Origin of the sequence: Pyxidicoccus fallax, assembly GCF_012933655.1 — a bacterium.
Taxonomy (GTDB): Bacteria; Myxococcota; Myxococcia; order Myxococcales; family Myxococcaceae; genus Myxococcus; species Myxococcus fallax.
In genome coordinates this window covers 19441-46370 of the sequence record NZ_JABBJJ010000036.1, presented here as the reverse complement: position 1 = coordinate 46370, position 26930 = coordinate 19441, and the positions used below count along the sequence as shown (strand labels likewise).

Annotated in this window: 15 protein-coding genes; 1 reads left to right on the top strand and 14 read right to left on the bottom strand. The window is 72.4% G+C overall.

Annotation, left to right across the window (positions count from 1 at the left end):
* Position 1: 1 nt before the first annotated feature.
* The 5 genes from HG543_RS10680 to HG543_RS10660 all read right to left on the bottom strand — a co-directional run bounded on the left by HG543_RS10680 (position 2) and on the right by HG543_RS10660 (position 8810).
* On the bottom strand, positions 2-2728 hold the full coding sequence (locus HG543_RS10680; RefSeq protein ID WP_169344606.1) for a hypothetical protein: 2727 nt from the start codon (positions 2726-2728) through the stop codon (positions 2-4).
* Positions 2729-2783: 55 nt separating this feature from the next.
* Positions 2784-3644: a phospholipid scramblase-related protein gene (locus HG543_RS10675; RefSeq protein WP_169344605.1), complete on the bottom strand. Its 861-nt coding sequence runs from the start codon at positions 3642-3644 to the stop codon at positions 2784-2786.
* 55 nt (positions 3645-3699) lie between these two features.
* Positions 3700-7044: an MSCRAMM family protein gene (locus tag HG543_RS10670; protein ID WP_169344604.1), complete on the bottom strand. Its 3345-nt coding sequence runs from the start codon at positions 7042-7044 to the stop codon at positions 3700-3702.
* A 62-nt stretch (positions 7045-7106) separates the two neighbouring features.
* Positions 7107-7802, bottom strand: coding sequence for a lysophospholipid acyltransferase family protein (locus HG543_RS10665; RefSeq protein ID WP_343073322.1), 696 nt, complete (start codon positions 7800-7802; stop codon positions 7107-7109).
* A gap of 108 nt (positions 7803-7910) precedes the next feature.
* The gene (locus HG543_RS10660) at positions 7911-8810 is read right to left on the bottom strand and encodes a LysR family transcriptional regulator (protein WP_211193844.1); all 900 of its coding nucleotides are present in this window, start codon (positions 8808-8810) and stop codon (positions 7911-7913) included.
* 75 nt (positions 8811-8885) lie between these two features.
* Between HG543_RS10660 and HG543_RS10655 the strand changes: the two genes are divergently transcribed.
* On the top strand, positions 8886-9671 hold the full coding sequence (locus HG543_RS10655; protein ID WP_169344603.1) for an MBL fold metallo-hydrolase: 786 nt from the start codon (positions 8886-8888) through the stop codon (positions 9669-9671).
* A gap of 61 nt (positions 9672-9732) precedes the next feature.
* Here HG543_RS10655 and HG543_RS10650 read toward each other — a convergent pair whose 3' ends face one another.
* The 9 genes from HG543_RS10650 to HG543_RS10610 all read right to left on the bottom strand — a co-directional run bounded on the left by HG543_RS10650 (position 9733) and on the right by HG543_RS10610 (position 26930).
* Positions 9733-11301 (bottom strand): cyclic nucleotide-binding domain-containing protein, encoded by a 1569-nt coding sequence (locus HG543_RS10650; RefSeq protein WP_169344602.1) that lies wholly within the window; start codon positions 11299-11301, stop codon positions 9733-9735.
* 241 nt (positions 11302-11542) lie between these two features.
* Positions 11543-12361, bottom strand: coding sequence for an SRPBCC domain-containing protein (locus HG543_RS10645; RefSeq protein WP_169344601.1), 819 nt, complete (start codon positions 12359-12361; stop codon positions 11543-11545).
* Positions 12358-12717: an ArsR/SmtB family transcription factor gene (locus tag HG543_RS10640; RefSeq protein ID WP_169344600.1), complete on the bottom strand. Its 360-nt coding sequence runs from the start codon at positions 12715-12717 to the stop codon at positions 12358-12360. Before HG543_RS10640 ends, HG543_RS10645 begins: the two co-directional genes overlap by 4 nt.
* Before the next feature lie 89 nt (positions 12718-12806).
* Complete coding sequence (locus HG543_RS10635; RefSeq protein ID WP_169344599.1) at positions 12807-15980, bottom strand: carboxypeptidase-like regulatory domain-containing protein; 3174 nt, start codon at positions 15978-15980, stop codon at positions 12807-12809.
* Positions 15981-16059: 79 nt separating this feature from the next.
* On the bottom strand, positions 16060-17829 hold the full coding sequence (locus HG543_RS10630) for a carboxypeptidase regulatory-like domain-containing protein (protein WP_169344598.1): 1770 nt from the start codon (positions 17827-17829) through the stop codon (positions 16060-16062).
* Positions 17826-19235 carry a carboxypeptidase regulatory-like domain-containing protein gene (locus tag HG543_RS10625; RefSeq protein ID WP_169344597.1) on the bottom strand — a complete coding sequence of 470 codons (1410 nt, stop codon included), beginning with the start codon at positions 19233-19235 and terminating at the stop codon, positions 17826-17828. The genes HG543_RS10630 and HG543_RS10625 overlap by 4 nt, the downstream gene beginning before the upstream one ends.
* 51 nt (positions 19236-19286) lie before the next feature.
* Positions 19287-22511, bottom strand: a complete 3225-nt coding sequence (locus HG543_RS10620; RefSeq protein ID WP_169344596.1) for an AAA family ATPase — start codon at positions 22509-22511, stop codon at positions 19287-19289.
* The gene (locus HG543_RS10615; protein WP_169344595.1) at positions 22508-23761 is read right to left on the bottom strand and encodes a metallophosphoesterase family protein; all 1254 of its coding nucleotides are present in this window, start codon (positions 23759-23761) and stop codon (positions 22508-22510) included. Before HG543_RS10615 ends, HG543_RS10620 begins: the two co-directional genes overlap by 4 nt.
* Before the next feature lie 226 nt (positions 23762-23987).
* On the bottom strand, positions 23988-26930 hold the full coding sequence (locus HG543_RS10610; protein ID WP_169344594.1) for a carboxypeptidase-like regulatory domain-containing protein: 2943 nt from the start codon (positions 26928-26930) through the stop codon (positions 23988-23990).

Here is a 26930-nt window from a genome sequence, read left to right as displayed (position 1 = left end):
TTCACAGTCCGCCGAGCTGCGCCTCCGGGTGCGCGGCGCGCAGCTGCACGAGCGACGCGAGGCAGCTCTGCCACTCGCCCTTCGCCAGCGAGCCGGTGAACTCGCCCAGCACGGGCGCCACCACGCGGGCGAAGGCCTCGTCCTCCAGGCCCAGGTCGCGCACCAGCTCAATCACCCGGCGCTTGGCGACGCTGGCGGACAGGCGCTTCTGCACCTCGCCCTCGCGCGCCTCCTTCGAGCGGCCCGGAGGCAGGCCGAAGAGCGTCTTCCGCAGGAAGGCGCGCAGCGCGTCCACGTTGGCGAAGCGCTCCGTGGTGCTGGCGGCGACGGCCTCCTTCGCGCCCGCGGGCTTCCAGCCCTCCGGCAGGCTCGTGGGGCGGTGCTTCTCCCAGAGCAGCCGCACGGCGAACAGGCCCACCTCGCGGTCCGCGCTCTGCATCAGCCACGCGAGCCGCTCGGCGCCGCCCAGCCGCGCGTAGTGCCGGCGGATGAGCTCCACCGCCACCTCGCGCGTGCTGCGCTTGGTGCTCTCCGTCAGCGAGAACACCTTCACCGGGTCCAGCTCCTCCGGCTGCAGCACGTGCCGCGCGTCCGCGCCCTCCTCGCCCGCCTTCAGCAGGGCGTCATAGGCGAGGTTGCGGACCTCCTTCGCCTCGGCATCGGCCAGCTCGTACACGCGCGTGTGCCAGCCCCAGGCGCGCAGCTCCGCGCGGGCGATGGCCAGGGCGAAGCGGCGCACGTCGTCGCGCGAGTCGGACAGCGCGGGCCACAGCTTCTCCGGCGTGTACGCCTTGCGCGGCGCGCGAGGCTTCAGCTCGTAGGACTTCGACTCCGGCTGGTCCGGGCCGATGACGGGGTGGTGGCAGCGCAGGTACGTCTGAGCGAAGGCGCGCACCTGCACGGGCTGCTTCGCGCCCAGCGCCAGCTCGAACAGGCGTTCCAGGCCCGCCGCCGCGTCGCCCGAGTCGCTGAAGTCCGCGGGCGCCACGTGCTCCAGCAGGTAGCGGTGCGCGAAGCCGTGCAGCTGCGGGTCCGCGCGCCGGGCCAGCGCCAGCAGCCAGGGCACGGTGAGCTGGCGCGGGGTGAACAGCTTCGGCTTGCCCAGCAGCGCCAGCGCCACGTTGCGGTGCTTCGCGCTGAAGACGAGCCCCTTCACCCGCTCCACGTCCAGCCCGGGCAGGCTCTCCACGCGCATCAGCCAGTTGCTCACCGCGCCGCCGATGCGCGGGTGCGCGGCCTTGTCCAGCATCCACTCCGCGCCAATGGCCTTGGGCGAGTACTGGCCCAGCGCCTTCAGCGCGAGGGACTCCACCGGCTGCGGCTTCTTCTCCAGGCGCGGGTCTTCGAGCAGCTCCTTCCAGAAGTCCGCGGGCAGCTCCGTGGGGGCGTACTTCGACGAGACGAAGCCCTTCACCCAGTTGAGCTGCTCGCCGGTGCCCAGGTACATGTCGCGCAGGAAGGCGGCGGGCAGCTCCGCGCGGTCGAAGGACTGCTCCAGCGAGCGGGCCGCGAAGGCATTCGTGGGCTTGGACGACAAGAGCCGGCCCAGCAGCTCCACGCCCAGCTCGCGCGGGTTGCGCTTCTCCAGCGTGGCGGCGGCGAAGGCCTTCACGTCGGCGGCGCCCTGGGCCACCAGCTCCGCGAGCCGCTCGGCGGGCAGGTCCTGCGCGTGGGCGCGGGCGTACTCGATGGCGTACGCGCGGGCCTTGTCGCTGGGCGACATCAGCAGCGCGAGCACCGCGTCGTGCAGGCCGAGCGCGCGCAGCTTGCCCTGGTGGAACTCGGGGGAGCCCTGCAGCGTCTCCACGAGGAAGTCATGGGCGCTGGCCAGCGGGCGGCGGGCGAGCCTGTCCAACCACGCGGGCGTCACCTTGCGCAGCACCTCCGGGTGGTCCTTGCGCAGGCCCTGGATGGCGAAGCGCGCGGCCGGGTCCGAGAGGCACGTGTCCAACAGGCGCATCAGCGCGTCCGGCGAGCGCTTCCACGCGTCCGGGAAGGCGCGGTGCTTCACCATGTCCGCGGGCGGCTGCATGGGGAAGGTGGTGGCCGAGTAGTTGCCGTTGCCGTGCGCCCAGATGTGGTGGGCCACCCAGACGGAGTACCAGTCCGGGTCCTGCTCGTAGTGGCGGAGCACCTCCACGGCGAACTGGGGGTACAGCTCGGGCACGGCGGCGCCCAGGTGGCGCAGGTAGCGCCACGCGCGGCGGCGCAGGTAGGTGAGGGTGCCGGAGGAGACCTCGCGGCGGTGGCCGCCCCGGCCGCGCTCCACGTCGAAGCGCCAGGCGAGCACGCCGAACAGCTCCGCGTCGTGCCGGGCCTCGGCCAGTTTGTAGATGCGCTTGAGGCCGCCCCACAGGCCGAAGCGCAGGTCCGAGCGGCGGATGATGTCGATGAGCACCGCGCGGGACGCGTCGGTGTCCTTCTCGTAGAGGGCGACGAGGATGCCGGCCAGCGCCAGCCGCGGCGGGAGCGGCACGTCCTTCTGCGCGAGGAAGCGCTGCCACGCCTCGGTGGAGGCGGTGCGGCGGCCTTCCGCGTCGTAGCGCGCCTGGGCCTGGGTGAGCGTCTGGAGCAGCCTGTCGAAGGTGAAGGCATCCTTCGGCAGCGGCGTCTCGGGCTCCTTCTCCGGCTGGGCCAGGAAGGCGAGGACGGCCTCGGCCAGGTCGGGCGCCTCGGCCCGGACCAGCCGCTCGAGGTCTGCTGCGCTCAGCGCATCGCTCGTGGACATGGACCCGGGGCTTAGCACAGGCTGGAGCCCCCGGGCAGGCTCCGCTCAGGGGCTCTCACGACCAGGGGTTGAGCCAGTCCAGCAGTTGCAGGCCCGTGCCCACCGGGGAGCTGTTGTCGCGGTTGTCGAAGTACGTCAGGTCCACCAGCAGCGCCACGCCCAGAATCATCTGCCGCAGCCGGGCGTCCGTGCACTCCGGGGCGAACTCCAGGGTGAAGGTGTCCGCGTCGGTGAAGGCCTCCTGCAACAGCCCGCTCCACCGCTTGCGGACGACGGCCACCTCCGCGCCCCGCTGCAGGATGCGGAACGTCCAGGGCTTGAAGAGCGGCCCCTCCGCCGTGGCGACGACGGCGCCCCCGGGGCTCAGCAAGTCCAACCGGCGCCCGAGGAAGGTGAAGCGCTGCTGGATGGTGCCCAGCTCCCGGCCGTCCCACGCGTAGAGGTGCGCCCGGGCGAAGAGGAAGCTCCACGGCCGCTCCAGCGCGAGCGCCACCGTGCCGCCCAGCGTCACGCATTCCAGCCGCGCCTTGTAGAAGGGCCAGAAGTTGCGCTTGAGCGCCGAGCCCCAGCCGTCTCCCGTCTCGCCCACGTACACCGTCACGCGGCCTGTCTCGTCGCAGACCTCGTACCGGTTCTTCGACTCCCAGCCGATGAGCACCTCCGCCAGCTCGCGCATCTGCCGCATGCGCAGGGACGGCGCCTCCAGCAGCCCCGCGAGCTGCAGGCGCATCTCGGTGCTCATGTAGCGCGGGTCACCCGGCGGCCCCTTGCCCGCCATGGCGGGGGACACCTCGTGGAGCTGGGCGGCGTTGGCGACGGCGATGTCGCTCCCATCCTGCGAAGCGGGGCGCTGCTGCCGGCTCCCCCAGTCCAGCTCCAGCTCCTCGCTGTTCGCGAGGTTGGGTTTGTTGCTCATGCCCCGAGCCTAGCGCCGCTCCGACCCGCCACGCGAGGTGGGGGGCGGGCCGCTCTCACCGGGTGGCGGGCACGGGCCGGAAGTCGGGCGCCAGCTCCAGGGTGACGGTCCCCTCGCCGGGCAGGTCCAGCTCCCGGCTCCAGGCCAGGTGGCGCCCGTCCTCCGTCCTGACGAGCAGGAGGAACGTGTAGCGGCCGGCCGGGAGCTGCTCATACGCCCCGGCCCTCGACATGTCGTCGTACGTGAGCGGCAGCTTCTGGGTGGCCAGCCGCAGCAGCAAGTCCTCATACGTCTCGGAGGCGGGCACGGCGCCGGGGACCAGCCCGTGGCGCACCTTCTGCGGGCGCCCTGGCAGGTGCTCCCGGGACATGACGGCGCGCAGCCTGGTGCTTCCGGACCGCTCCGGGAGGACCACCGCCACCGTGCCATGGGAGGGAACGCGCACGCGCTGGGCGAGGAAGTGTCGGATACGCCCCGCTTCGTCCGGCGGCACGTCCACGGCCATGGCCGCGTACTCCCCCGGCAACAGTCCCCGGGCGGTGTAGGCGCCTCCGGAAGTGGTGAAGCGAAGGCCGCCCTCGTCCAGGAACCGCAGCGCCGCCGATTCGAGCATGTCGATCCGCGTCGAGGTGGGCAGGCCATGCAGGGGTATCGCCTTCATGGCTTCTCCACCGAGGGGCACGAGCTGGACGGTGGCCTCCACGGGCCGGCCCTCGCGGTCCCTCACGGTGATTTCCACCCGCGCGCCCCGGGACAGGCGCAGCTCCAATTCCGAGTCTCCCTCTCCAATGGGTTGGCGCAGGGGGACATAGCCCTGCTCCAGCACCTCCAGCAGCATGGGACGCGCGTCCAGTGGTCCGAACGAGAAGGTGCCGTCGTGGGCGGTTTCGACCGAGTCCAGGCTGAGATGCTTCGGCTCGCCGGGGGGCCGCTCCGCCAGGCGGAGCAGCACCGTGGTGGATGCCAGGAACTCGGAGGTCTCCGCGTCCACCACCCGGCCGCGCACCCGGCGTCCCTTCTCCAGCCGCACCTCGCCCACGTCCAGGTCCTGTCCCTCCGCGAGCTCCACGTCGCGCTCGTACGGCGCGAAGTCCGGCGCCTGGATGCGCAGCCTCCGGGCACCCGGCTGCGTCATCGGCAACCGGAAGGAGCCATCCTCGCTCCTCACGAAGTTGCCGAGGAAGTCGATGCCGGCGGCGAAGCGGGTGACGGGAGCGCCGTCCGCGCGCACCACGCGCCCGGAGATGAAGCCCCGGTAGTTCAGCACGAGCCGCGCGTCCCTGGCCCCCGTGCGGGCCGTCACGCGCAGGTCCTGCCGGGAGGACCGCGAGGCGTCCATCTCGTACCCGGGCTTGTCGGCGGAGAGCACGACGGCACCCTCCACCAGGTGGTGCACGGTGAAGCGTCCGTCCGGGCCCGTCCTCGCGGTGGCGGGCGAGCCGCCCGGGTGCTCGTCCTCCTCGTCGAAGTGCGCATACGCCTCCACTTCGGCATCGGGGACGGGACGGCCCTGCTCGTCCACGACGAGGCCCGACACGGACTGGCCCGTGTCCATGCGCAGGGTGACGGAGACGACGCCGGGGCCCGAGACTTCCACGGTGCGCGAGGCGCGGTGCTCGGCGCCGCCAATCCGGAGCGTCGCCTCCAGCGTGTGGGTGCCGGGGGGCAGGCGGTCCAGCGTGAAGCGTCCCTTCTCGTCGCTCGCGGTCTCCTGAGGGCTGGCGCCGGTGCCGGGGCCGAGGCGCAGGACGAGGTCCACCTCGGGCAGGGGCTCGCCGCGCGCGTCCTCCACCGTGCCCTCCACCGTGGCGCCCTCGCGCAGCCGGAGGTGGATTCCCGTGGCGGGCGCGTCCACCGCCACCTCCAGCGGGATGCGGTTGACGGCGCTGGTGGTGACGCGGTAGCGGCCCGGCGCGGGGACCTTGAGCCGGAAGCGGCCCGTCTCGTCCGATTCTTCGTGGTGGTAGAGGTCCATGATGATCGACTCCTCGGCATCCGGGCCGTGCTTCGTCCCTTGCGGGTCCACCCGCCGTTCCGTGTCGAGCTCCACCCCCTTCGTGTAGAGATCCACCCCCTCCAGCGGCTGTCCCTCGTCGTCGGTGACGAGGCCCTCGACGAGGACGGCCCGGATGAGGGTGAAGTCCAGGGGCGGTCCGGAGGGCGAGAGGCGTTTCAGCTCGACGTGGAGCAGGTGCGCATCGGAGCGCACCATGAAGCGGAGGAAGTCGCTGCGAGGCACGGGCCCCAGCCGGAACCGGCCATCCGCCGACGTGGTGGCGCTCGGGAGCCAGAGCTCGGCGATCTCGTACTTGCACTCCACGACGACACCCGCGACGGGGTTGCCGGCCTCGTCGCGCACCGTTCCCTCGGCGAAGAGGAGGGTGCCCAGGTGGAGGGTGGTCTCCGTCTCCCGTGCCTTATCGAGGGTCACCCGCGCCAGGGCGTGCTGGTCCGCGTGCTCGCCCCATACGACGTAGTCGCCTGGGGCGAGCGGCTCGATGCTGAAGCGGCCCTGGGCGTCCGACGTGGTGACGTGGGACGTGGCCTCCACCCGCACCTGGGCCCCCGCGACGGGCCTGCCCTCCGCGAGCACCCGGCCGACGAGGCGCCGGGACGCGTGGAGCACGAGGTCCTCTTTCAGGCGCTCCGGGGTGACGGCCGGCAGGTAGACCGGCATCAGGCCGGGGCTGGAGGCGACGAGGCCGTAGAGGACGTCCGGCAGCGGGCCGAACGCGAAGCGGCCGTCCGCGCCGGTGAGCAGCTCGAAATAGCGCGAGCCTTCCACGTCGAAGAGCGTCACCTTCGCGCCCGCGAGCGGCGCGCCCGACTCGACCACGATGCGGCCCGCGAGCGACACGCCCTCTCCGAGGACCAGCTCCACGCCGTCGGTTCCGGTGGACACGTCCGGCCGCAGCGCCGCGTCCCGCTTGCCGAGCGCCCAGAGCGTCACGGTGCCCTCGGGGAGCCCGTCGAGCTGGAAGGTGCCGTCCTCCGCGCTGGTGGTCCGGGCGAGCACGGGGGCGCCGCCGCGCTCCTCCTCGATGAGCTGCAGCAGCACCTCCGTCGCCGCGCCCTCGCACGCGGCGGAGGAGAGCGGCACCTTGGGAGCTTTCTCGTCGCAGGGAAGCTCGGAGAGGGACTCGCCGGGCATGGCACGCGTGGCGGACACCTCCACGCCGGGGACGGGGGCCCGGTGCTTGTCCAGCACGCGGCCCCGGATGGACAGGGCACCGCGAGGCGGCGGCGTGGGCGTGCTGGGGCCGGGGAGCGCTCGCTTCAGACCGCGTGCGGTGGAGGCCGGGGTGGGCGACGGGGACTGGAGACGCGAGAAGACGAGCGCCACCCCCACGCCCAGCACGAGCACGCCGAGCGCGACAACCACGACGGACCGCATTCGCATGCACCCCTCCCGTGCGCCCCCCGCGAGGGTAGCAGGGCCGGTGGGTCGAGGTCTCCGGGGGCCTACGCCTGGGCGGGCGTGGGCAGCTCCGCCTCGATGCGGGCCTTCTCCGCGATGATGAGGTCCCTCACGTGCTCGCGCAGGGTGGCCACGTCGGGGAACGCGGCCGGGTCCACCGGGGGCATCACCTGCACGTGGCAGTGGGAGGTGGCGTTCAGCACCAGGCCGTGCTTGGGCAGCGTGCGCGCCGTGCCGGTGAGGACCACGGGGATGATGGGGCACTTCATCTTCATGGCCAGCACGAAGGCGCCGTCCTTGAAGGGCTTCACCTTCCCGTCGAACGAGCGCGTGCCCTCGGGGAACATGAGGATGGGCACGCGGCGCGCCAGCCAGTACTCACACTTCGCCATCATCTGGATGATGCTGGCCCGGTCTCCACGCACCAGCGGCACGTAGCGGTTGAGCCGCATGTTCCAGCCGATGAACGGCAGCTTGAAGTTCTCCGCCTTGGAGACCCACTTGAAGGGGCTGTACAGGCCGAAGAGCACGAGGATGTCGCCCAGCGACTCGTGGTTGGCCACCAGCACCGCCGGCTCGTTCCACGGCAGGCGCTCGCGCCCATCCACCTTCAGGTGCCACAGCGGGTTCACATAGAAGTACAGCTGCGCCCAGAAGCACGAGTACAGGTGCAACACCCGCCCGTTCCGGTCGAACGGGAGCGTGACGAGCCAGATGAGCACGGCCCCCGCGAAGAGCACCACGCAGGAGAGCCCCAGGAACGACCAGAAGAGGATGGACAGTAGGAGTCGAATGGCGCGCGGAGTCTGCCACAGCCCGGCGCGCCGGAGGGAAGCGGAGTTCGCTGCTCAACGCCCCGGTGGTCCGGCCTTCGCCAGCAATTCCACGAAGGCGGTGAGGTAGGGCGCGGGGCGCACCGTGCGCGGCCAGGCCGCGTGCCAGTGACGGCGCAGCCCGTGCTTCGTCACGCGCACGGCGGCCAGCGTCCCCTTCGCCAGCTCCGGCGCCACCGCCCAGCGCGCCAACAGGCCCACGCCCAGGCCCGCCTTGGCCATCTCGACCATGGCCTCCGTCAGCTCCACGCGGGACACGCGCGCCGGGCTCACCCCGGCGGGCACCAGCACTTCCTGGAACAGGGTGCTCTCCGTGAGGGGGATGCTGTAGAGCAGCACGTGCTCGCGCGCGAAGTCCGCCGCCTGCAGCACGCCCTTCTTCGCCAGCGGATGGTCCGGCGCCATGACGGCCATCAGCTCGTCCTCGAAGAGGGGTGCCCCTTCGAGCCGGCGGTGCCGCACGGGCCCGCTGACGACGCCCAGGTCCAGCTCTCCGGACAGCAGCGCCTCCACCGGCCGGCGCGTGGCGTCCACGGCGATGCGCACCTCCACGCCCGCGTGCTTCGCGGAGAAGCGCCGCAGCACGCCCGGCAGCCAGTGGTAGGCCGTGTAGCACTCGGTGGCCAGCCGCAGCAGGCCCTGGGAGGCCTGGGACATGCGGGAGACCTCCGCCTCGGCGGCGTCCACCTCGGCCACCACCTTGCGCGCGGCCTCCAGCACCCGCCGGCCGGGAGCGGTGAGGACCATGCGCCGGCCCTGGCGCTGGAACAGCTCGGCGCCCAGTCGCTCCTCCACGTCGCGCAGCTGGTGGCTCAGCGCCGGCTGCGACAGGTGCAGCACGCGCGCCGCCGCCGTCACCGAGCCCGTGTCCACCACCGCCGCCACCAGCCTCAGGTGTCTGACGTCCAGAATCATTCATTCGATTCTCGCATGGATTCATGCGGACGATGCGCTGGATTCATGTGGAGAAGTTGGGGATAGGTGCGTTCCATGAGCCTGAAGACCCAATCCCTGGCCCCGGACGTCCTGGTCGTCATCGGGGATACCTACGCCTCCAACGCCACCCTGTTCCTCAACGGCCCCGAGGTGCTGATGGTGGACGCGCTCGGCAGCCGGGCGGACGCGGAGGCGCTGCGGCGCTTCGTCCAGGACGAGCTGCGCGCCCGGGTGCGGCTGGTGGTCTCCACGCACGGCTTCAGCGACCACCTCGCGGGGCTCCAGGTGTTCCCGGAGGCGCTGGTGCTCGCGCACGAGCGCCTGGAGGACACCTTCCGCGCGGAGCGCTACCAGTCGGAGGAGGAGGCCGGCTTCTTCCGTGCCCCGGAGCTGCGCGTGTCCGCGCCCCTGCGCCTCCAGTGGGGACACCACGCGCTGGAGGTGTTCCCCAACACCGGGCATACGCAGAGCACGCTCAACATCGACGTGCCCGCGCTGGACCTGCTGTTCTCCGCGGATACGGCGGTGGGGAACATGGCGTACTTCGCCTACGGGGCGCCGGCGGACATCGACGCGGCGCTCGCTCGCGTGGAGGCGCGGGGCCGCTCGCGCGTCATCCAGGGGCACGGCGGCGTGGTGTCCTCAAGCACGCTCGGCTCGGCGCGCCACTACCTGCGCACGCTGGAATCGGCGGTGCGCGAGGCGCGCGGCGAGCCGGAGCGCGTGCGGGCGATTTCCCTCGGCGCCTGTCTGCCGGCGGACGTGCTCGGCGGCGGTTTCGAGGAGGTCTTCCATAAGCGCAATCTGGACGAGGTGATTGCGCGGCGCCTGTGGGCGTGACGCGAGTCGGCCCGGGCTCGCGTCACGGCTGCCGTGTGGCGGCTCGTGGGGTGGGGCAGCGTCACGCCGCCGCGCGAGGCACCTGCACCGTGGCCACGGACAGGGAGAGGGCCTCCGCGTCGTTCACCGCCAGCGCGCGGAGCAGCTCCGGCGAGGACAGGCGCGGCAGGACGACCAGCCGCGTGCCCTCCTGGGCCACCACGCGCACGGGGCGCTCCACCTCCAGCAGCAGCGTGCCCCGCACCGTCATTCGCGGCGCCGCGTGGGACAGCTCCACCGCGCCCGCCAGCATCAGCAGATGCGAGCCGGCCTCCAGCATCCGCTCCTCGCCCGCCGCCAGCTCCACCTGCTCGCCCCGGTGCAGCCACGCGAGCCGCGTCTTGCGGTCCAGGTGCGCGTAGCGGTCCTGGCTCCGCACCAGGTCGTCGAAGCGCCGCTCCGCGAAGGTGTTCCACACGCTCTTGCGCAGCCCCGCGTCCGCGTCCAGCAGCGGCTGCAGCGCCGCGCGCGGAATCCGCACCAGCGTGGACGCCGCCGCCGTGCGCACCGAGGCCGAGCGCCGCTCGCCCGCCAGCATCGCGATTTCGCCGAACACCGTCCCGCTGCCGAGCTGGTTCACCACCCCCTCCTCGCCCCCGCCGTCCTCCGCCAGCACGTACGCCGCACCCCGGGCCAGCAGGTACAGCTCGTCGCTCGCGTCACCCTTGCGGAAGACGTAGCGGCCCGCCGGCAGCTCCAGCACCTGGGCGCGCACGGCCAGCGACTCCAGCGCCCGCGTGTCGAAGTGGGCGAACGTCGGAGAGGCCTTCAGCCGCCGCGCCACCTCCGTGCGCCGCAGCCGCGCGCCGCCCGGCAGCCGCCGCGCCAGCGCCAGCGCGCCGTCCACGGGCTTGCGCAGCTGGCGCCCGCCCATCACGCGCAGAAAGCCCAGGATGTTGGCCACCGTCGCCGGCACCAGCGTCACCAGCCCGTGCCCCTCCACGTAGCCGGGGTTGGCCTCCACGAAGAAGCGCGCCGACGGCTTGTCGCACTGCCGCCAGTACTCCCGCTCCACCTCGGACTCGCGCGTGCGCCAGCCCACCTCGCGCAGCAGCGGGTTGGCCGCGTCCACCTTCTCCAGGCCGAACTCCGTGGCCAGCCCGTCCATGAAGGCCAGCAGCTCCGGCGGCACCGGCTGCTCGCGCCGCGGCCACACCTCGGTGCAGTACTTGGCGATGAGCGCGTAGCTGGACGGGTGCACCAGCGAGCCCATGTAGTACGTCGGCCGGCCCGGGTGCCGCAGCAGGTACTTCAGCATCAGCGACAGTCCGAGGCGCGAGCTGGTGTTGGCCCCCCGGTACGCCCGCAGCGAGCCGGCCTCCGCCCGGAACACCGCCGTCTTCACCCCGTTCAGCGGCTTCTCGAAGACGTGCATCGCGAAGTAGCCCACGATGTCGCCCGCGTCGTTCTTGTGGACCTGAATCCACGTCTGCTCCGCCTTCGACTCCACCACGTACTTCGCGAACGACTCCCGCTCCACGCCGTCGAAAATCTGCTGGTGGACCGCGTACAGCGCGTCCGTCAGACGCTCGCGCTCCTCCACGGACAGGGACTTGGGGACGACGACTTCGGTGCTCGCGATACGGGGCATGGCGGTGTTCCTCTCGGTTCTGCTGAGAGGCCCCGTTTGCAATAGGGCTGCCAGATGCCGTGCTGGTTGTAATGAGCCGGGCGCTCCGAGGGAGGCGCTCTGCCCGTGTGAGGAAACGGACCGTGGGTGGTGGTGGCTCGCGTCGGAGACGAACGCAGGCGCGTACGCCGGTGACACAGTCCGTCAGGACGGGTCGGCGGGGACCTTCGGGAGGCGGTGCGCCTCCCAATCATTGCGGCTCCTACGACTCCGCGCGCTTCAGGCCCTGGCCGGTGAAGGCGTGAATCGTGCGCGTGCCGGCGCTGAATCTGCCGGAGGTCCTGGCGCCATGGGGAATGATGAACTCCCGCCCGGCGCCCAGCTCGATGTCCATGCCGTTGATGCGCACCACGTAGCGGCCCTCCAGGACGACGAGGTACTCGTCGGAGTCCCGCCACTGTTCGCCGGTCTCCGCGTCGCTCTTCGCGTGGCAGAGGGTGAGCTGGGTGCCGTCGGCGCCGTCGAAGACGAAGGCCTCCACGCCGGGGATGCGCAGCGAGGCGGGAGCGACGCGGTTGGCCGCGCCCGTCATGAAGGCGGGGAAGGCGCCCAGGCCGAAGCGCGCGGCGTACTCCGCGTTGAGGGCGGAGAAGCGCTCCTTGTCGAACGCGGCGGCGGGGTTGCCGTCGAGGCCGGCCTCCAGGTTGTCGAGGCAGATGTGCCAGCCGGTGGCGTCGCGGGCGACATTCGCGCGGTCACCGGGGATGGTGGTGAAGACGAGCAGGCAGCCGGCGCCCTCGGGGCGCAATTCCCAGCGCAGCCGGTCTCCCTCCCACGTGTATTCGAGGAGGCGCGGCGGGTCGAAGACGGAAATCTTCCCGGTGGAGGGCTCCCCCTCCTCGAAGAAGAAGCGCAATTCGGCGCCGGCCTCGCGGCGGCCCTCGATGCGGGCGGGGAACCACTGGGCCAGCTCCTTCGCCTCGGTGAGCGCGCGCCAGACCTTCTCGGGCGGGTGGGCGAGCCGCCGCTCGAAGCGGAGCTCGACCTGGTTGCCTTTCGTCGTGAGGGTTCCGTTCTTCATCGCTTCCTCCTCTTCGGGGCCGGGCTTCGGCGGGTGGGGGCGGGCGGTTCGTCCGCCATGGTGTCCAGGTGTCGCTCCAGCGCGTCGAGCCGGCGGGACCACAGCTCGCGGTACGGCGCGAGCCACGAGTCCAATTCCACGAGGGGCTCGGGGCGCAGGCGGTACAGCCGCCGCTGCGCGTCCTGCTCCACGTCCACCAGCCGCGCATCCTTGAGCACGCGCAGGTGCTTGGACACGGTCGGCTGCGTCAGCCCGAGCCGGTCCACCAGGTCCCCGACGGGACGCTGGCCCTCGCGCAACAAGTCCAGGATGCGGCGGCGGTTCGGCTCCGCCACCACTTCGAACGCGCTCAGCATGGGATGTATATGCTGATTCATCTATATGCCTGTCAAGGCATATAGATGCGTGCTCCAGGGAGGGGAGCGGGCGGGCTCGGGAATTCCGCTCAGGGAGTTGGGAGGGGCTTCCAGTCGGGAGTCACCTCGCGCACCACGGTGCCCGTGGCGGGGAGGTCGATTTCCTCGCGGTGGATGAAGGCTTGGTACTTCAAGACGATGAGGGTGACGCGGCCAGGAGGCAGGTTCCGGAACGTCACGACGCCCGGGAGCTCACCCGTGGGGCGCACGGAGCGAGATTGCAGTTCATCGCAATCGCCATGCAGGCGGATGGGAGGCGCGATGCCCGGATAGAGGAAGGCGCTGGTGGCGTCACCCCTCGCATGGACTTCCAGCGTGGCGCCGGAGGTCCGTGCCCTCAGGTCCACGGACACGTTGCCCGTGGCGGGGATGTCCACGGATGGGATGGGGAAGACCGGGGTGGGCCCCTGCCTCGCGAATGAAGAGACGTGCACCTGATAGCGGCCGGGCTCCAGTCCGCTCATCACGCTCCTGCCGTGCTCGACGCTGACGTAGGTGCCGCGCGTCGACCTGTCGGCGCCTTCCCGGTCCAGGTAGACGCTGACCGTCGCCGGGCGCCCCTGTTCGTCCCTCGCGGAGAGCGTCAGCCGGGCTCCCCGCTCCAGGAGCACCGTGAGACCCTCCACGTCTCCACTCCCGAGCTCGAGGCCGCGCGCGCGGTAGCCCTCCGCCTCCACGAAGAGCTGGAGGGGACCGGGCTCCTCGGCGGGCAGGGTGAAGGCGCCATCCCCATCCGTGCGGACCACCTTGTCATGGGTCCGGACCGGGAAGCTCGGCTCTCGAAAGGTGGAGGTCAGGACCCAGGCACGCTCCACGGGCTTGGACGTCTCGGCGTCCAGCACGCGTCCCGACACCCTTCGCGCCGGGCTCATGCGGACCTCGCCCAGGTCCACGTCCGTGCCCTCGCGTGCCTTCCCCCTGAGAACCCGCGTGGCCATCCCCTGCGCGGAGAGCTCCAGGGAGTAGTGGCCGGCGGGGTCGATGGGCAGCGAGAAGGCTCCTTCCGGGGCCATCGTCTGCTCCCCGTTCACCCGGAAGTGGCGGAGGGGCGCACCGTCCGGGCCGGTGAGCCGCCCATGGATTCGGGCCATGCGCCGCAGGACGATGCGCACGTCGGTGTCTCCCGCGCGCACGCGGCGCTCCTCGGGCGGCGGCTCGTCGTAGCCCGTCCGGTGGGTGCGCAGCTCGAGCTCGCGGGCCTGGAGGTTCCGCAGCGTGAAGCGGCCATCGGCTCCGGTGCGGACGGACGGCGTCGGTCCATCCGTGCCCTGGGGGTTGAACTCACGCCGCCACTCGGGGACGTGTTCCGCGAAGGAGAACGTGAAGACGCTGACCTCGGAGACGGGGTGGCCCGCCTCATCCACGACGAGCCCCGACAGGGTCCGCCCTGCTTCCAGGCGCAGGGGCACCTCGACGGCTTCACGCTCCCGCAGCTCCACGGGGTGGAAGGCGAGGCGCTCCACGCCTCCCGAGCCTTCCGCGGCTTCGAGCAGGTAGCGCCCCGGGGACAGGCCCCAGAGGGAGAAGTGCCCTCGCGCATCCGTCATGCCCCGGGCCTGGGCGGACACCGGCTCTTCCATGCGCCACAGCCGCATCCGAGCCCCGGGAACGGGCGCGCCGTGTTCGTCGGTGAGGGTCCCCGACACGCGGGCCTTCCGGTCGAGCACGAGGCGGGCCTTCGTGTCGGGGGCGTCGACCTGGTGGCGCTCGCGGAAGGAGCCCTCCAGGTCTTCGATGTGGAGGGTGTAGCGGCCCGGAGCGGGGGCATTCAGCTGGAAGCGGCCCGCCTCGTCCGAGACGGTCGACGGCGTGCCATTCGGCAGGCGCGGCGCGCCGTCGGGCAGCTGGAGCTCGATGATGAAGTCGGCGAGCGGGTGTCCCTCGTCGTCGACCAGGTGGCCTTCGATGGGAGCCGAGGAGGTCAGCGTGAAGTCCACCGGCCCCGTCTCCGCGCCGAGCTTCAGCTCCTGCACCGCATCGAGATACCGGGGCGCGAGCGCCACGAGGCGGTGCGTGCCGCGAGCCAGGGGACCGAGGCGATAGCGGCCCGCGGCGTCGGTGCTGGCCGCGTACGCCTCTGAAAGCTTGCCATCCGGATGGGCCCGCACCCGCGCTCCGGCGATGGGGCTCCCCGCGCTGTCACGCACCGTGCCCTCGAGGCGGAGCGCGTTGCCCAGCTCCAGCACCACCTGGGTCTCGGGAGCGTCCGGCCGCACCCGCGCGATGGCGTGACTCGCGCCAAGCGAGGCCGTGAGCCGGTGCGCGAAGGGCCACAGGGGCTCGAAGGTGAAGCGGCCCTCCGCGTCGGAGGTGACCGCCAGTTCCGCGACGTCAATCCACAGTGGGCCTCTGTCGCCCTCCAGTCGCCGCAGGCGGACCTCGGCGCCGGGAGCGGGCGCGCCCTGGTGCAGCACGCGTCCCACGAGTCGCCGGGGGCGGCGGAGGGTCGTCTGCTGATTCGGAGTGCCCGTCACGAGCTCCGGCAGCCAGCCCTCCTTGGAGAGGGCGATGCGGTAGTCCGCGAGGGGAAGCGGGCCCAGGCGGTAGCGGCCATCCGGCCCGGACTCGGTGTCGAAGAACCGGGTGTGCTCGGTGTGCAGGGCCGTCACCCGCACGCCGGCCAGGGGACCGCCGTCCTCACCGAGGACGGTGCCCTCCAGCCAGCGCACCGCTTCCAGGCGCAGCGAGAGGCCCTCCGCTCCGGCGGCGATGTCCGGCCACATCCCCGTGCCTCGCGCGTCCACCGCCCAGAGCACGAAGTCTCCCGCGGGCAGCCCGTCGAGGCTGAAGCTGCCGTCGTTCGCGGTGGAGGTCTCCGCGTACAGGGGCGCTTCGCCCTGACGTGACAGGACGAGCTCCAGCACGGTGCTCGCCGCTTCGTCCATGCACGCGGCGAGCTTCGCGCGGCCCCAGCTCGACTGCTGGAGGAGCTCCGCGCAGGACAGCGTGGACAGCGTGTGCCCGGCTTCCGCGCGCGTGGCGGAGACGCGCACCCCGGACAGGGGCCCTCGCTCTCCGAGCACGACGCCACGGATGCGCAGGTCGCCCTTGGGACGCGGTGCGGGCGTGGGGAGCAGGAAGCCCGAGCCCGGGCGGAGCGCGTGGGCTTCGCGCTGGAGCGCGGAGGGCTCGTGCCCCCGGCTCATCCAGAACCCGAGCCCCAGCAACAGGGCCAGCACCCCGAGGGCCAACCCCCGCTTCATCCCCTTGTGCATCCTGCCTCCCCGAGCCCCGCCACGAATGTAGCAGTGCCGGGCTCAGCCCGCGGCTCGGGAGTCCCGCTCAGGGGCGGAGGAGCTTCTCGTCGAAGGTCACTTCGCGTACCACCGTGCCCTCGGCGGGAAGGTCGACTTCGTCGAGGTAGACGATGGCCTCGTTCTTCACGAGCAGGAGCGTGGCGCGTCCCGGGGGAAGGTTGCGGAATCGCACGACGCCGGGGCTCACGTCTTCCGCCTCCAGGGCGCGGCTCAGCAGGGAAGAGTGGCTGCCATGCGGAATGGGCCTGGGCGCGACGCCCAGGTACAGGGCGGCGGTGGTGGTGGCGCCCTTCAGGCGCAGTTCCAGCGTGGCGCCGGAGTCGCGTGCCCTCAACTCGATGGAGACCTCACCCGTGGCGGGAATGTCCACGAAGTGGATGGGGAAGACGAGGTGGTTCTCATTCTTCCCGGACGGGCCGGCGTGCACCCGATAGCGGCCGGGTTCCAGCCCCCTCAGCACGTCCATGCCATTCTCGGCGTAGAAGAAGGTGCCCAGCTCCATGCCGGAGCCTTCCTGGTCCAGGTAGCCGCTGGCCGCCACGGGCCGCCCCTGGGCGTCCTTCGCGAGGAGCATCACCCGGGCCCCTTGCTCCATGTGGACCGTGAGGTCGTCCACGTCTCCACCGCCGAGCTCGAGGCTGCGGACGCGGTAGCCCTCCGCCTCCACGAGGAGTTGGAGGGGGCGTGACGGTTCGTGGGGCAGCGTGAAGGTGCCGTCCACGTCCGTGCGGACCGCGTTGGGGTGCGACCGGATCCGGATGCGCGGGTTCCGGAGGTTGGAGGTCAGGACCTGGGCTCCTTCCAGCGGCGAGGACGTCTCCGCATCCAGCACGCGTCCCGAAATCCTCCGTCCCGGGCTCAGGTGGAGCTCGCCCATGTCCACGTCCGTGCCCTCTCTCGCGGGCACCCGGTGGAGCAGCGGGGCCATTCCCTTCGCTGAGAACTTCAGGTGGTAGGTACCGGAGCGCCGGATGGGAACCGAGAAGTCGCCCTCCGGGTCCATCACCTCCATGCCGCTCACACCGAAGCGGGTGATGGGCGCGCCTTCCGGACCGAGGAGCCGCCCATGGATTCGGGCCATGCGCCGCAGGACGACGCGCAGGTCCGTGCTGCCCTCTCGCACGCGGAGCTCGTCGGGCGGCGGCGCGCGATAGCCTTCCAGGTCCACCTCCAACTCGGCCTCACGGCCCTGAAGGTTGCGCAGCGTGAAGCGGCCATCGGCTCCCGTGTGGACGGAAGGAGTCGTTCCGTAGGGTTCATGGACCCAGGCGCCGGGCCGCCAGGAAGGCGTGTGTTCCGGGAAGGCGCGCGCGCGGATGTGGACACCAGCCAGGGGGTGGCCCGTCTCATCCACGGCGCGTCCCGACAGCGTCCAGCCCGCCTCCAGGCGCAGGTCCACCTCGGCCGTTTCTCGCTCCCGCAACTCCAAGGCATGGAAGGTGAAGCGCTCGACCTCTCCCGAGCCTTCGGCGGCTTCGAGCACATACCGGCCCGGGGACAAGCCCCACAGGGAGAAGTGCCCACGCGCATCCGTCGTGCCCCGGGCCTTGAGCGACCCGTCTGCCTCGAGCCACAGCCTCATCCTGACCCGAGCGGCGGGCGCGCCATGTTCGTCGGTGACGCTCCCCGTCACGCGGGCCTTCCCGGGAATCACCCAGCGGACCTCCGTGGTGGGCGCCTCGACCTGGAGTGTCTCGAAAGCAGGGAGCGTCAGCTCTCCGAAGGTGAGCGTGTAAGGGCCGGGCGTGGGGGCACTCAGCTGGAATCGGCCCAGCTCATCCGAGATGTCGGTCACGTTGTCGCTCGCCAGGCGAGGCGTACCCTCGGGCAGCTCGAGCTCAGCAGGAATCCGGCGAGAGGACGCCCTTCCTCGTCCACCACCTGCCCCTCGATGGGGGCCGCTGGAGCCAGCACGAAGTCCACCGGTCCTGTCTCCGGCCCGAGCTTCAGCCACCGGGGCTCCTCGGTGAGGTATCCGGAGGCGAAGACCTGGAACGCGTGGCTGCCGCGTGCGAGGGGACCGAGAAGGTAGTGGCCGGCGGTGTCGGTGGTGGCCTCGTGCGCCTCCTCGCTCTCGCCCGCAAGATGGGCCCTTACCCGTGCCCCGGCCACGGGCCTTCCCTCGCGGTCGCGCACCGTGCCCTCGACGCGGAGCGCGTTGCCCAGCTCCAGCACCACCTGGGTCTCGGGGGCGTGCGGCTCCACCCGGGCGATGGCGTGACTCGTGCCGAGGGAGGCCGTGAGGCGGTGCACGAAGGGCCACAGGGGTTCGAAGGTGACGCGGCCCTCCGCGTCCGTGGTGGCTACCTGTTCCGCCAGGTGGATGGGCGATGCGCCCCGGGCGTCTTCCAGCCGTCGCAGGCGGACCTCGGCTCCGGCGGCGGGCGCACCCTGGCTTCGCACGCGCACCACGAGACGCCTGGGACGGCGGAGGGTCGTCTCCTCGTACGGGGCGCCGTGCGTGAGTTCCGGTAGCCAGCCCTCCTTCGAGAGAGCGACGCGGTAGTCCGCGAGGGGCAGGGGGCCCAGGCGGTAGCGGCCGTCCGTTCCGGACACAGTGTCGAAGAAGCGGGTGTGTTCCGTGTGGAGCGCCGTCACCCGGACGCCAGCCAGGGGGACTCCGTCCTCACCGGAGACGAGGCCCTCCAGCCAGCGCCTTGCTCCGAGGCGGAGCGTGAGTCCCTCCGCGCCGGCCGCGATGTCCGGCCACATCCCCGCGCGTCGCGAGTCCGCGGCCCAGAGCGTGAAGTCTCCGTCGGGAAGCCCCTCGAGGCTGAAGCTGCCGTCGTCCGCGGTGACGGTCTCCGCGTACACGAGGGCTTCGCCCTGACGTGACAGGACGAGCTCCAGCACGGCGCTCGCTGCTTCGTCGAGGCAGTCCGAGAGCCTGGCGGGCAGCTCGTCATGTCGCTGGAGGAGGTCCCCGCAGGACAGCGTGGACAGGGTGTGCCCGGCTTCCGCTCGCGTGGCGGAGACGCGCACCCTGGGGGCAGGGCCCTGTTCTCCAAGCACCACGCCGCGAACATGCAGGTCGCCCTCGGGACGGGGCGGAGGCGCGGGAAGGAGGCGCGTGTCCGGGCGAACAGCCTGGGACTGACGCTGGAGCGAGGGGGCCGGCTGCCCGCTGCGCATCGAGAGACCGAGCCCCAGCAGCAGGGCCAGCACCCCGAGGACCACTCCCAGCCTCGTCCCCTTGCGCATCCAGCCTCCGCGAGCCGCGCCACGAGTGTACCAGTGGCGCGGCGGCGGGACTCAGCCCGCCTGGAGCACGGTGAGGGAGGCCTGCTGGGGCTTGCTCGTGCTGGAGTCCAGCTCCTGCACGCGGGCGCCCTCGGCCTCGAAGAGCTCGCGCAGCCACGGGTGGCAGGTGAAGGCGATGACCTGCTGCTGCGTGGCGAGCCGGGCGAACAGGCGGATGGCGCCGCGTGCGCGCTCCGGGTCGAAGTTCACGAGGACGTCATCGACGATGAGCGGCAGTGCGCCGCGCGTCTCCGCGAAGTCGCGCACCACGGCGAGGCGGAAGGCCAGGTAGAGCTGCTCGCGCGTGCCCCGGGAGAGCGAGGCCGCGCTCCAGTCCTGCTCGCCGTCGCTGACGCGCAGCTCGCGCTCCTCGGCGTTGGGGATGATGACGCGGCGGTAGCGGCCTCCGGTGAGGGCGTCGAAGTGCTCGGAGGCGAGCTGCACCACCCGGGGCTGCTGCTCCTCCTCGAAGCGGCGGCGGGCGCGTGACAGCAGGGCCAGCGCCAGCCGGTCCGCCGCGTAGCGCGTGGCCAGCTCGGCGGCGCGGGCCTTCAGGGATTCTTCCTCGATGCGCAGCCGCGACAGCTCGCCGTCGTTCTCCCACTGCTCCAGCAGTTGCTTGAGGGCGCCCCGGTCGGTGAGGACCTCCTTCTGGCGCTGCTGGGCCTCGGTGTGGCGCGCGCGCTGGAATTCCAGTGCGGAGTGCAGACCCTGCTCGCCGCCCGTCTCACGAAGGGCTTCTCGCGCCTGGGACTCGGACAGGCCCGTGCGCGCTTCGAGGCGCTGCGACAGCTCTCGCGCGCGGTGGGACAGCTCCGCGTACCGGTGGGCCTGCGCGGCGCGGCGGCGGAAGGACTCTTCATCGGTGGCGCCGCCCTCGGCGAGCAGGGTCGCGATGGCCGTCTCCTCCGCGTGGCACAGGCCGTCCAGCCGGGCCTTCTCCGCGAGCAGCTCGCGATGGTTCTGCTCCAGGGCCCGGTGCTCCACGTCCTGCTCGCGCGCGGTCTCCAGCGCGGCGGAGACCCTCGCGGCCACGGTCTCCAGGGTGCTCGGGGAGGGGACTGTCGCCACCGGCTCCGAGGCGAGTCCCGCCGCCACCGCTTCCTCCCACAGCCGCATGGCCACGGGCGCACAGGTCTGCTCATCCACGCTGAGCGCCGCTTCCTCGGTGCCCACATCGAGCAACCGCTGCTTCAGCGCCGCGGCATCCCGCCACAGCGCCAGCGCGGCCGAGGCGGGAAGCGTCACCGGGAAGCTCCGAGCGGCGAGATGTCCCGCCAGCGTCCGCGCGAGCTCCGCCTGCCGCTGCTCGACCTCCCGCAGCACCTCCTCCGCGCGCCGCTCCTCCCGCTGCGCGCGGCCCTGCTCCGCGCCCTGCTTCTCCCGCTCTCGCACGAGCGACTCACGCCGTCCGGCTTGCTCCAGCGCCTCCGCCAGCGCGGCCTCCTTCGAAGCCATGTCCGCCGGCGTCGCCACCGGCGTCATCCCGGCCTCCTGCGCCGAGGCCAGCAGCTCGCGGTGCAGCACCTCCTCGCGCGCGGCCAGTCCCACGAGCACCGAGCGCAGCCGTTCCTCCTCCTGCTGCCGCCCCCGCTGCCGCGCCGCATGGGCCTCCAGCGCCGAGGCGCGCGCGGTCTCCACGCGCCGCCGCGCCATCTCCAGCACTCCCGTCAGCAGCAGGCCGCCCACGCCGCACAGCACCGCCACCTGCGTCCCCGCCAGCAGCCACGCCACCACCGAGAACACCACCACCACCGCCGCGACGGCCGGCACCCACCACACGGGCACCACCACCTCCACCGGTGGAGGCTCCGACTGCGTGCGGGCACTCTCGAACTGGCGCCGCAGCTCGGCGCGCTGCTCACCCAGCTTCTCCAGCTCCGCGCGCACCCCGCGCATCCGCGCGAGGCCCGCCTGCTGCTGGCGCACCTGTCCCGGCAGCGTCTCCGGCAGCCTCGCCAGCTCCGCCTCGGCGCCAGCCACCTCGCCGTCCAGCCGCTCCCGCTCCGCGCGCAGCCGGCTCCGGTTCCCCGACGCCTCCCGGCACTCCGTCTCCACGGCGCCAAGCCGCGTGGCCAGTTCCTCCAGCGTCGCGCGCACGCCCGCGCTCAAGTCGAGCGCCAGCAGCCCGGGCCCGTCCACCGGCAGCCCCAGCTCCTTCAGCTCGCGCTCCACCTGACGGCGCTTCTCCGCCACCGCCGCGCGCCGGGCCGGCAGCGCCCGCATCAACCCCGAGCGCTCCTGATACGCGGCCAGCGCCAGCCGCAGCGCCTCCTCGCGCCCACGCACCCGCGAGGGCGTGGACAGCCGCTCCAATCCCGCGCGCACCGTCGCGAGCCGCTGCTCCAGCCGCGCGCCCTCCGCGCGCTGGTTCCTGTTCCGCAGCAGCGCGTCCTCCAGCCGGGCCTCGCCGCCCTCGGGGAAGTGCTCCAGCGCGGGCAGCGACTCCAGCTCCGCGCGCACCTCGGCGAGCGCGACCAGGTCTCCCAGCGCCGCCTCCAGGCGCGCGAGCCGCTCCACCTCGCGGCCCACCGAGAGCAGCTCCGCGTCCAGCCCCCGCTGCTCCTCGCCGAGCGTGGCCAGCCGCTCCCGCTCCGCGAAGTAGCGCGCGGGCCGGTCACCCACCTCGCGCAGCCGGGACTGGACCTCCTCCAGCTTCTTCAGCGTCTCGTTGAGCATCGGCTTCGTCCCGTTCGGCTTGTACAGCTCGTCCGCGCTCTTCTGCAGCCGCGCCACCACCTCCGGCAGCCTGCGCGCGCCGCGCATGCTCGCGGCCACCAGCGCCTCGGACGCGCCGCGCTGCTCGGTGAGCCGCTCGAAGCCGGCCAGCTCGTCCAGGCGGAAGGCGAAGACGTCGAAGAACAGCTCGCGCGACACGTGCCCCAGCGCGTCCTCCAGCCGCTCCGGAGGAAGGAACTGTCCATCCGGCCCGAGCACGCTCAGCTCGCCCTTGGCGCGCCGCCCCGCCGCCACGCGCCGCACCAGCAGCGGCCCCACGTCCGTCGTCAGGCGCAGCTCTCCGCCGAAGGGGCCGCCAGACTTCGGCTCGTACCGCTCCGGGTGCCCGTTCTTCTCGAAGCCGAACAGCATGCTGCGCAGGAAGGCCAGCAGCGTGCTCTTGCCCGCCTCGTTCGGTCCGTACAGCAGGTGCAGTCCCGGCCCCAGCTCCCGCGTCATGCCGGAGAAGCGGCCAAAGCCCAGCACGCGCAGCGAGTCGATGCGCAGCCCTGGCTTCATGACGCCTCCTCCTCGTGGAGCGACTCCACGCCGTGCCTGCCCGCGCCCACCACCCACTCCGGACGGGGCGCCTCCAGGGCATCCACGCCCAGCCGCTTCAGCCGCTGGCCCAGGCTGCCCAGCGCCTCCTGCTCCCAGAGGCGCGCCAGCTCCGCCGGGCTCTCCACCAGGAAGCGCGCCTCCTCCAGCAGCGTGCGGGCGAAGCCTCCCGAGGCCCGCACCGCCTCCAAATCCAGCTCCGGCCGGGTGCTGTCCCGCAGCGACTCCAGCAGCACCGGCGGGTGGCCCTGGGCCAGCCGCTCGCGCAGGTCCGTCTCCACCTGCGCCAGCGCGCCGGGCCGTGCCAGCTCGCGGTGCAGCGGGCCGCGGCCGGTGAGGGTGAGCCGCACCGCGTGGCCGTCCAGCTCCGCAGAGCACCGCGACTCCACCGCCTCCACCGCCGTGTCCAGCAGCCCGTCCAACGTGCCCAGGCCGGACAGCGGCAGCTCCAGCTTGTGCCAGCGCACGCCGTCCACCGGGACGAAGCGCCGCCGCATGCCGCCGTCCTCCACCTCCACCAGCACGCAGCCGCGCTCGCCGGCCTCGTTGGCGTGACGGCCCTGCGGATTGCCCGGGTACACCGCCACGCCGCCGCCGGGCAGCAGGTGCTCCGCCCGCGTGTGCACGTGCCCCAGCGCCCAGTAGTCCAGCCCGCGCGAGCCCAGGCCCGCCGACGTGCAGGGCGCGTAGTTGGCGTGGCCCTCCGCGCCGCCCAGGTTCGCGTGCAGGAGCCCCACCGAGAAGCCCTCCCCGGTGCGACGGAAGCGCGCGGACAAGTCGTCGCGCACCTCCACGTCCGGGTACGAGACGCCCTGCACCCGGCACAGGCGGCGGCCCTCGCGCACCACCTCCGCCTCCTCCCAGTCCGGGCCGAACACCTTCACCGACGCGGGCAGGCCCAGCGTTCCCGTGTCTCCGCTGAGCGGGTCATGGTTGCCGTGGACGATGAAGGACTGGATGCCCGCGGAGTGCAGCCGGGCCAGCTCGCTTCGCAGCGCGAGGCGCGCGCGCACGGAGCGGTCCTTCACGTCGAACAAGTCGCCCGCGAGCAACAGGAAGGCCACGCGCTCGCGCAGGCACAGGTCGACGATGCGCGTGAGCGCGCGGAAGGTGGACTCCTGGAAGCGGCCGGGGAGCGGCCCCTGCGCGGCCACCCCCCGGAATGGCGTGTCCAGGTGCAGGTCTGCGGCGTGGACGAACTTGAAGGGCATGGCGCGTCTCCCACCGTACCCGAAGCCACCCGCACGCCCGATTTTCCGGCGTCTGCGCCGATGGATGGACGACAGCCAATCGCCCTGGACTGCCTGTCGGCGTCGAATGGCCACCACACCGGGTGTAGTCGGGGCAACAGCGGCCCCGCGTTGCCCGGGTGTCATAGGGCCGCCCCGCCGGGTGGCGCGGGAATGACCCCTGGGGTTCTCCCTTAGCGCGTCCCTCCTATTCCTTCTCCTGGAAGAGGACACGGACGGTGCCCTTCGCGGGCACCACCACGCGTTGCGGAGGGAAGTCGGGGAAGCGGCGGGCGTCGAAGCCTTCGCCGTCCAGGCTCACCGTATAGGTATCCGGCGGCAGGCCGCGCTGGACGCGCCGGCCCTGGGAGGCGGTGCTCAGCACACGGAAGCCCTCGTCGCCTTCGAACTCGATGTGCGTGGCGAGCAGCCGGCCCCGGCGGTCCTTCACCGTCACCTCCACGCGGGCGCCCGGGTCCAGCCGCACCGTCAGTTCCTCTTGCTCCGGTGCCGGCGTGAGTTGCTGGCCGAGGTATTCCGGCGCGTGCACGACCAGGTCGAAGGCCTCCAGGTCCACGGCGGGAAGGTCGAAGACGCCGTCCTCCTCCGCTTCCCCGACGAGGATGACGTGGGGATACTGGGGAGCCACTTCCGGGTCGGCGGCGCGGTCGAAGAGGGTGAACAGGGCCGTGTCGACGGGCGCGGACGTCTCGGCGTCCAACACGCGGCCGCGGAGCCTACGGCCTCCGCCCAGCCGCACCACGCCCAGGTCCACCACGTCCCCCTTGGAGGTCGGCAGCTCGAGGAGTCGTGGGGGAAGCCCTTCCGCCTGGATGATGAGCGTCTCGGAGTCCAGCCTCGGGAGGGGCAGGGTGAAGGCACCGCCCGGGTCCTCCATGGGGTGTCCGTGCACCCGGAACCGGGTGACGGGAGCGCCGTCGGAGCCCACCACGCGGCCGGTGATGACGGGCTCCCGCTGGAGGACGAGGCGCACCTCCGTCGTGCCCGCTCCGACCCGGAGCCCGTCCTTCTCGCCGGGTGTGCCTCCCGTGGACCGCTCGGGGGCGAAGACATGGTGGTTCAGCCAGGCGCTGAGGACGTACTCCGCCTCCGTCAGGCCGCGCAGGGTGAAGCGGCCGTCCGGTCCCGTCTCGTAGCCCTCGGGCCCGTGGTAGCGATTGCCGCGGCGGCCCCTCCTCCAGGACGGCCCTTCCTCCGACGCCTCGAGCGCACGGGCCCGGACGTAGGCGCCTTCCACGGGCTTGCCCGCGACGTCCACGACGGTGCCGGACAAGGTGCGCTCCGGCGCCAGCCGCAGCTCCACCTGGGCCCGGGGACCTTCCTTCAGCTCCACCTCACGCCAGGTCTGGCGGGTGACGCCGGGGACCTCTTGCGTTGCCATCAGCCGGTAGCGGCCGGGCTCCACGCCCTGGATGAGGAAGCGCCCCTGCTCGTCGGTGGACCCGGCACGCTTCAGGCTCGCCGTGTCGTCCTCATGGAGGACCAACAGCTCCACGAAGCAGCCCCGCAGCGGCAGTCCATTCGACTCCACCACCGTCCCCGCGACGGACGCGCCCCGCTTCAGCGTGAGGTGCACGTCCTTCGCGGGTGCGCGGACGGGGAAGGAGGCGTCGATGAAGGGCGTGTCCCGGACGTCGATGCGGTAGTCCCCGGGCTCGCTGACGTCGATGCTGAAGCGGCCTTCCTCATCCGTCCAGGTGCGGTCCTGCGGCTCCTCTTTCCCGGGCGCGTCCTCCGTTGGCTCGACGGGCCGCACGGACTGGAGCGGAAGTCCCGCGAGCGGGTGGCCCTCGGCGTCCGTGATGCGACCGCTGACGGAGGCGGCGCGGGTGAGCACGAGCCGCACGGGGGCCATGCCGGATGTCACCTCTTGCGGTTCGATGAACTCCAGGTAGATGTGCCCGGGCGCTCCCACCGTGAAGTCCCACGTCATCGGCTCCGCGGGTCCCACGCGGAAGCGCCCGTCCTCGCCGGAGACGGTCTTCAGAGTGGTGATGTACTTCTCATTCGTGTGCATCTTCACGGTGGCGCCGGCCACGGGCCGTCCCGACTCGTCCGTCACGAGGCCATCCACGTGCAGGGCACTGCCCAGCTCCAGCACCACCTCTGGAGACGCGTCGCCCTCCGCCACCCGGGCGAGCGCGTAGCGCCCGTCGCGCGCGGCGCTGAGCGTGTGCGCTACCGCGGGCAGCTCCAGCGTGAAGCGTCCTTGCGCGTCCGCCGTGAGCCGGCGCGCGTCGTCGCGCGGAATGCCGTTGCCCTCGGACACCCGGACCTCGGCGCCGGGAACGGGAGCCCCCTGGGAGACCACCCGGCCGGAGAGCCGGCTCGAGCGGCGCAGGTGAATCATCGTTCCGTCCCGGGTGTCGGTGAGCACCGGGAACCAGCCTTCCTTCTCGATGAGGATGAGGTACGGGTCGCGCGGCAGGGGGCCGACGCGGAAGCGGCCATCCGCGCCGCTGGTCGTGTCGAAGAAGCGCGTCGACGAATCGAGGGACACCACCGTCACGGTGGCCCCGGCGAGGGGCTCGTCCCCTCCGAGGACGGTGCCCGCCACCTGGATGCCCGGCTGCAGCACCAGCTCCACGCCCTGGGCGCCGGAGGGCACGCCGGAGCGCACCGCCGCGCCGCGCTCTCCGAGCGCCCACAGCATCTGGGGACCTTCGGGAAGTCCCTCGAGGACGAACGTCCCGTCCGGGCCGGTGGTGGCCTCGCCATGGAGCGGGGCCTCGCCTTCGCGCGCGCGGACGAGGTCGATGATGACGTCCGCCATGCCGTACACGCAGTCGGGGAGCTTCCGGTTCCGGGTGCTCGGGTCCCTGGGGTCCTGATGCGGCTCCCGCGTGCTCTCGGGGCAGGGCAGCCCGGACAGCGTCTGCCCGGGCTCCGGCCACGAGGCGGTGACGCGCACCCCGGCCATGGGGGTGCCGTGCAGGTCCACCACGGTGCCGTGGATGCTCAGGGTGCCGCTGAGACGCGGTGACGCGCGGGTCCGGGAAGCAGGGGAGGCGGGCGTGCCGCCCCGGGCCTGGAGCGTGGGAGTCCCAGCGGGCGCCTCCGTCCCCCACCTGCCGTGGAGGAGCCCCCACGCCACGAGCACGAGCGCTCCGAAGACGACCCATCCCGACAT

Bases quoted from the DNA above. Each gene is read 5' to 3' on its own strand.
- HG543_RS10640 (WP_169344600.1), bottom strand. From the start codon at position 12,717: ATGCTGAGCGCGTTCGAAGTGGTGGCGGAGCCGAACCGCCGCCGCATC.
- HG543_RS10645 (WP_169344601.1), bottom strand. From the start codon at position 12,361: ATGAAGAACGGAACCCTCACGACGAAAGGCAACCAGGTCGAGCTCCGC.
- HG543_RS10670 (WP_169344604.1), bottom strand. From the start codon at position 7,044: ATGCGAATGCGGTCCGTCGTGGTTGTCGCGCTCGGCGTGCTCGTGCTG.
- HG543_RS10610 (WP_169344594.1), bottom strand. From the start codon at position 26,930: ATGTCGGGATGGGTCGTCTTCGGAGCGCTCGTGCTCGTGGCGTGGGGG.
- HG543_RS10615 (WP_169344595.1), bottom strand. From the start codon at position 23,761: ATGCCCTTCAAGTTCGTCCACGCCGCAGACCTGCACCTGGACACGCCA.
- HG543_RS10675 (WP_169344605.1), bottom strand. From the start codon at position 3,644: ATGAGCAACAAACCCAACCTCGCGAACAGCGAGGAGCTGGAGCTGGAC.
- HG543_RS10680 (WP_169344606.1), bottom strand. From the start codon at position 2,728: ATGTCCACGAGCGATGCGCTGAGCGCAGCAGACCTCGAGCGGCTGGTC.
- HG543_RS10655 (WP_169344603.1), top strand. From the start codon at position 8,886: ATGAGCCTGAAGACCCAATCCCTGGCCCCGGACGTCCTGGTCGTCATC.
- HG543_RS10625 (WP_169344597.1), bottom strand. From the start codon at position 19,235: ATGCGCAAGGGGACGAGGCTGGGAGTGGTCCTCGGGGTGCTGGCCCTG.
- HG543_RS10650 (WP_169344602.1), bottom strand. From the start codon at position 11,301: ATGCCCCGTATCGCGAGCACCGAAGTCGTCGTCCCCAAGTCCCTGTCC.
- HG543_RS10620 (WP_169344596.1), bottom strand. From the start codon at position 22,511: ATGAAGCCAGGGCTGCGCATCGACTCGCTGCGCGTGCTGGGCTTTGGC.
- HG543_RS10660 (WP_211193844.1), bottom strand. From the start codon at position 8,810: ATGATTCTGGACGTCAGACACCTGAGGCTGGTGGCGGCGGTGGTGGAC.
- HG543_RS10635 (WP_169344599.1), bottom strand. From the start codon at position 15,980: ATGAAGCGGGGGTTGGCCCTCGGGGTGCTGGCCCTGTTGCTGGGGCTC.